The organism is Leifsonia sp. KNZ12-8B (genome assembly GCF_056755495.1).
The window spans coordinates 1-5,073 of sequence record NZ_JBPGXM010000186.1 but is presented as its reverse complement, the minus strand read 5'-3'; the positions used below and the strand labels follow the sequence as shown (position 1 = coordinate 5,073).

Genomic DNA, 5,073 nt, shown 5'->3' with positions numbered 1-5,073 from the left:
CCCCCCCCCCCCCCCCCCCCCGCCCCCCCGCCCGCCCCGCCCGGGGGCCCCCGCGCCCCCCCCCCCCCCCCCCCCCCCCCCGGCGGCGGGGGCGCGGGCCCCCCCTTCTGCGTGAGCGGTGTACCCTCCGTGGCGACCGACACGAGAGGAGAACCGGATGGACGACCGCATCCCCGAGGAGGGCGTCGAGGACGAGAGCATCGGCGAGAGCGACGCCGGTGACACGGCCGGCTGGGCCGACACCGACTCCGGCGACGTCGACTACGCCCTCGACGACCCGATCGCCGAGAAGGAGTTCGCCGACGACCTGGTGACGAACGACGCCGTGGCCGGCGAGACGGTCTGGTCCGGCGCCGGCGACGGCAACGACGGCCCGACCGGAGGCTCCCCCCGCGAGGCCGAGCCGGTCTACGACGAGCACGACCCGCAGGACGACCTCGACGAGGGCGTGCTGACCGAGGACGACGTGGAGGAGGAGGGCATCTAGGGCTTCGCCTCCACCGCCTCCACCACCCCGCGCGCGCTGCGCTCCAGGAAGCCGACGATCTCCTCCGCCGGGAGGTCGGTGCCGAGCGCGGTCTCGACGAGGGCCTCCTCGGCGAACGCGATCCAGGAGCGCAGCGCGATGCGCAGCAGGGGCGTGTCGGGCGCGCCCAACTCCAGGAACACGGTGATGACGCGCTGCGCCTGCTCGGCGCGCGCCTCCTCCACCACCTCCCGCACCTCGGTGTCGACGCTGGCGACACCGCGCACGAGCGAGTAGAAGGTGCCGCCGTGCTCGCGCACGAACGCCACGATCCGCGCCAGGGTGTCGTGCAGGCGGTCGAGCGGCGCCAGGTCGGGCACCGGCTCCGTGGCGTGCAGCATGCTGTCGCGGGCCGTGCGCACGACCTCCCTGTGCAGCCCCTGCTTCGAGCCGAAGTAGTGGAACAGGAGGCCGCGCGAGACGCCCGCGCGCGCCGAGAGCTCCTCGATCGTCAGCTCGTCGAGCGGGCTGTCGGCGAGGAACGCGACCCCGAGCGCGACGAGCTGGGCCCGCCGCTCGTCGGGCGTGAGCCGCGTGCGCCGATCCGCATCCATGCGCCGAGCCTATCGACCGGCCGGGCTGCGCCTGCTGCCGGGATCGGGCGACCACGCTATTGACAGCTCGTCAATAACGGCTAGGCTCGCACACGGACCTGGCCGCGCCGGTGCTGTCAAGTCCCCCGAACAGGAGGATCGATGAAGTTCCGCTCCCTGACCCGCAGCCACGGCGGCCGCATCGTGCTGGCCGCCGTTCCCGTCGCCGTGGTCTCCACGCTGCTCATGACCGGCGTCGCACAGGGCGCCGTCCCCGTCTCGTTCGCGGTCTCGGGCAGCCAGTTCCAGATCAGCGCGTCGAAGCTGGAGGGCAGCGGCTTCTCGCAGTACGCCGGCGTCGCCCCCGACACCGCGGGCACCGAGCACCAGGTCGCGATCGCCAACATCAAGTCCGCGACCCTGTCCGACCTCTGCCAGGCGGTCGTCACCGACACGCCGCTCGGCAAGGTCGGGATGCTGATCACCGCGGGCGGCGGCGGAAGCCCCGCCTCGGCCTCCGACCTGCAGATCGGGATGACGGACCTGCAGGGCGACTCGGAGTTCTCCAACATCCGCATCGGCGTCGACGCCTCCACGGTCAACACCACGGCGAAGGGCACGGCGGGCGACTTCGCGCAGGACGCCGACACCGTCTCCATCACCGACCTCAAGCAGACCGCGTGGTCGACGCAGGCGTCGGTCTTCACGCTGACCGGCATGCACGTGCAGCTGACGGACGGGACGAAGACGTGCTTCTGACCGGTGGCGGATCGCGCACCGCGCGGGCCTCGCACGCGGGGCGCAGCGGCGGGCGCTGGGAGAGGTTCCGCAACTGGCGCCGGGGCCGGCCGTTCACCGGCGGCCTGTTGACGGCGCTGGGCGGGGTGGAGCTGTTCTTCTCCGGGCAGCTCGACATCGGCCGCATCCACGTGCAGCTCGGCATCGAGGGGCTGCAGGCCACGATCATCCCGATCCTGCTCGTCGTGCTGGGCGTGCTCGTGATCGCGATGCCGGCGCACCGCATCTTCTACGGCGTGATCGCGCTCGCGGTCGCGGTGTACTCGCTCGTCGGCGTGAACCTCGGCGGCTTCTTCATCGGGATGCTGCTGAGCACGGTCGGCGGGATCCTCACGGTCGCGTGGATGCCGAAGGAGCCGGGCGCCGGCGTTGCGGACCCCGCCTCCCGAGCCGGGGAGGCCGAGCAGCGGAGCGCCGAGGCGTGACCCGGTCTCGTCCCGGCCGGCTGCTGGGCGCCCTCGTCGCCTGCGCCGCGGTCGCGGTGGCCGGTCTGGGCGCGGCGCGCGTCCCGACGGCCGCCCCCGCCGCGCTGTGCATCCCGATCCTGCTCCCGTGCAGCTCCCCGACACCGACGCCCGGTCCGAGTGGAGGCGGCGGCGCCGATCCGACGCTCCCGACGCTTCCGCCCGTGCCCGGCACCGGCTCCGGCGGCCCAGGAGGTTCCGGAGACTCAGGAGGCGGCGCCGCATCCCCGACCCCGACGCCCGGCGCCACCGCCGCGCCGACCCCGGCACCCACCGCGACACCCACCGTGACACCCTCGGGCCCGGCCGCCGGAGCGCCTGTCTTCGCCCAGCCGCCCGCGCAGCTCGGCAGCCGTTCGCTGTCGTTCACCGGCCTCCCGCTCGTCGACGTCGTCACCGTGCCGCTCGCGGACGGCAGCCGCATCCCGGTGCTCGAGCTGAGCGCCGACAGCATCACCGTCGACGGGTTCAGCCTCACCGTGCGGAAAGAGACCGGCCCGGTGCTCGCGACCACCGCCGACCGCATGGCGCTGCGCGGCCACGTGCACGTCTACATCGACTCCCTCACCGCCACCGACGAGGAGGGACGCTCGGTCACCATCGGCGCCGCCACTCCCCCGCCGGCGGACGGCCTCCCGCCCCAGCTGGTGAAGGTCACGCTCGGCCTGGTCGGCGTGACGGCGGACTCCATTTCGTTCACGAAACCGCACCAGCACCTGGCGGAGTAGCGCGGGCGGTCGCTCCGCCGTTCAGCGGCCGCGCCGCAGCCGGCGCCGCTCCCGCCGGCTCATCGCGGCGAGCGCTTCCTGCTCCGCGCGCCGACGCGCCTCGGCCTCCCGCAGCCGCTCGGTCCTCCGCTCGTGCCACGCCGCCACCTCGGCCTCGACGTCACGCGTGGAGGTCACGACCGGCGGCCCGCCCTGCAGCTGGCGCCTGGCCTCCACGACGCGTCGGTTGAAGTCGTGGAGGTGGTCGCGCACCGCCCGCTCGGAGCCCAGGGCGTCGAGCTTCGCGTGCAGCTCCTTGTCCTCGGTGCGCAGCGTGAGGGCGGGCGGGCCGAGGCCGGTCAGCTGCTCGCGCTCGATCTTGCGGCGGATCCACCAGTCCGGGTCGTGCGTGCCGGTGAGACCAGGCAGCGGTTTGCCGGCGCCGGGCAGGTCGTCGAAGTCGCCGCGGCGGATCGCCTGCTGGATCGCGTTCTCGATGATGTGCGCCCGCTGGTCCATGGTCGGCTGGCCGGCGTTCGACTCCTCCACCTCTTCGCCGCGCGCCTCCGCGTCGCGGCGCAGCCGGTAGCGGACGGCCTCCAGCCGGGGATCGCTGTCGCGCGCGGGCTCGCGCCTGGTGCGGTCGGCCATGCCTCCACAGTACGCCGCCGATCACGGCCGTTCTGCGCCGCCGCATCACGCGCCGCGGCGGCCGCGCGCTGCCCGGTGTCGGTGCCCGTGAGGGTGCCCCGTGTGGGTGCCCCGTGTCGGCGCCCCGCGCTAGCGTCGGGCCATGCAGGACTTCCGTATCGCCGTCCCCGACGACGACCTCGCCGATCTCGACCGGCGGCTGGCCGCTGCGATCCTGCCCGAGCCGACCCCAGGCGTCGACTGGTCGCGCGGCATCCCGCCCGCTGTTCTCGCCGACCTGGTCGCGCAGTGGCGGGAGCGCTTCGACTGGCGGGCCCACGAGCGCCGGCTCAACGGCTACGAGCAACGGCTGGTGGAGGTCGACGGCTGCGCGATCCACGCGCTCGTGATCCGCGGCGGGCGGCCCGGCAGCCTCCCGGTCGTCGTGACGCACGGCTGGCCGTACTCGTTCGTCTCGATGCTCGCGCTCGCGGAGGCGCTGCGCGGCGAGGTCGACGTGGTGGTCCCCTCGCTGCCCGGTTACGGGTTCTCGGGGGTGCTGCCCGAGCCGTTCACCGGCGCAGCCGTGGCCGCGCGCTGGCACGGGCTGATGGTCGCGCTCGGCTACGACCGCTACCTCACCTACGGCGAGGACGTCGGCGCCGAGGCGAGCGACTGGCTCGCGGCGACCCGGCCGGAGGCGGTGGCCGGGATCGTGGCGTCCCACGCGTCCTTCTCGGCGCGCGAGCGGCCGGGCGTCGAGCTCACCGACGAGGAGCGCGCCTTCCTGCAGAGCGTGGCGCCCGTCGCCGAGTCGGGTTACGCGCACCTGCAGGCGACCCGCCCCGACACGCTCGCCGCGGCCCTCATCGACTCGCCGAGCGGCCTTCTCGCCTGGATCGCCGAGAAGGTGGCCGCGTGGAGCGACGGCGAAGGGCTCGAGCGGATCGATTCCGACGACCTCCTGCTGAACGTCGCGGTCTACTGGTTCACCCGCTCGATCGGCACGAGCTTCCGCCCGTACGCCGAGGGCGGTGCCGACGAGGGGCCGCATCCGCTGATCACGGTGCCCGCCTCCATCCTGATCCAGCGGCACGAGGCGGGCTACCCGCGCAGCCTCGCCGAGAAGAGCTATACGGACATCCGCGCCTTCGAGCGCTTGGAGGCGGGCGGCCACTTCACCGCCTGGGAGGCGCCGGAGCGGGTCGCGGCGGCGATCGTCGCGCTGGAGGCGGAGGTCCGCTGAGGGTCTGTCAAAAATATTGCGCGAGATGGGTTGACAGCTCGCGGAAGGCGTTTACTGTGCGCACTAAGCAACCGGATGGCAGGCCGAACCGCAGGGGGCGGACGGCAGTACTGCGTTCCCGGTAGGGGGGGGGGGGGGGGTTGGGGGGGGCCCCCCCCCCCCCCGCGGG

At 74.1% G+C, this 5,073-nt stretch carries 7 protein-coding genes; 5 read left to right on the top strand and 2 right to left on the bottom strand.

Annotation, left to right across the window (positions count from 1 at the left end; all coding sequences use genetic code 11):
• Window positions 1-157: 157 nt before the first annotated feature.
• Window positions 158-487 (top strand): hypothetical protein, encoded by a 330-nt coding sequence (locus ACR9ZG_RS17805; RefSeq protein WP_481286182.1) that lies wholly within the window; start codon window positions 158-160, stop codon window positions 485-487.
• Here ACR9ZG_RS17805 and ACR9ZG_RS17800 read toward each other — a convergent pair.
• Window positions 484-1,080, bottom strand: coding sequence for a TetR/AcrR family transcriptional regulator (locus ACR9ZG_RS17800; RefSeq protein ID WP_481286181.1), 597 nt, complete (start codon window positions 1,078-1,080; stop codon window positions 484-486). The genes ACR9ZG_RS17805 and ACR9ZG_RS17800 overlap by 4 nt on opposite strands.
• 141 nt (window positions 1,081-1,221) lie before the next feature.
• Between ACR9ZG_RS17800 and ACR9ZG_RS17795 the strand changes: the two genes are divergently transcribed.
• Genes ACR9ZG_RS17795 through ACR9ZG_RS17785 form a run of 3 tightly spaced genes read left to right on the top strand, consistent with a single transcriptional unit; the run spans window position 1,222 to window position 3,049 of the window.
• Window positions 1,222-1,818, top strand: coding sequence for a DUF6230 family protein (locus tag ACR9ZG_RS17795; RefSeq protein WP_481286180.1), 597 nt, complete (start codon window positions 1,222-1,224; stop codon window positions 1,816-1,818).
• Complete coding sequence (locus ACR9ZG_RS17790; protein ID WP_481286179.1) at window positions 1,809-2,282, top strand: DUF6114 domain-containing protein; 474 nt, start codon at window positions 1,809-1,811, stop codon at window positions 2,280-2,282. The genes ACR9ZG_RS17795 and ACR9ZG_RS17790 overlap by 10 nt, the downstream gene beginning before the upstream one ends.
• On the top strand, window positions 2,279-3,049 hold the full coding sequence (locus ACR9ZG_RS17785) for a hypothetical protein (protein ID WP_481286178.1): 771 nt from the start codon (window positions 2,279-2,281) through the stop codon (window positions 3,047-3,049). Before ACR9ZG_RS17790 ends, ACR9ZG_RS17785 begins: the two co-directional genes overlap by 4 nt.
• Before the next feature lie 21 nt (window positions 3,050-3,070).
• Here ACR9ZG_RS17785 and ACR9ZG_RS17780 read toward each other — a convergent pair whose 3' ends face one another.
• The gene (locus ACR9ZG_RS17780) at window positions 3,071-3,679 is read right to left on the bottom strand and encodes a DnaJ family domain-containing protein (RefSeq protein ID WP_481286177.1); all 609 of its coding nucleotides are present in this window, start codon (window positions 3,677-3,679) and stop codon (window positions 3,071-3,073) included.
• Window positions 3,680-3,821: 142 nt separating this feature from the next.
• On the opposite strand from ACR9ZG_RS17780, the gene ACR9ZG_RS17775 reads away from it, so the two are divergent.
• Complete coding sequence (locus tag ACR9ZG_RS17775; RefSeq protein ID WP_481286176.1) at window positions 3,822-4,904, top strand: epoxide hydrolase family protein; 1,083 nt, start codon at window positions 3,822-3,824, stop codon at window positions 4,902-4,904.
• Window positions 4,905-5,073 lie beyond the last annotated feature (169 nt).

Bases quoted from the DNA above. Each gene is read 5' to 3' on its own strand.
- ACR9ZG_RS17775 (WP_481286176.1), top strand. From the start codon at position 3,822: ATGCAGGACTTCCGTATCGCCGTCCCCGACGACGACCTCGCCGATCTC.
- ACR9ZG_RS17780 (WP_481286177.1), bottom strand. From the start codon at position 3,679: ATGGCCGACCGCACCAGGCGCGAGCCCGCGCGCGACAGCGATCCCCGG.
- ACR9ZG_RS17795 (WP_481286180.1), top strand. From the start codon at position 1,222: ATGAAGTTCCGCTCCCTGACCCGCAGCCACGGCGGCCGCATCGTGCTG.
- ACR9ZG_RS17800 (WP_481286181.1), bottom strand. From the start codon at position 1,080: ATGGATGCGGATCGGCGCACGCGGCTCACGCCCGACGAGCGGCGGGCC.
- ACR9ZG_RS17805 (WP_481286182.1), top strand. From the start codon at position 158: ATGGACGACCGCATCCCCGAGGAGGGCGTCGAGGACGAGAGCATCGGC.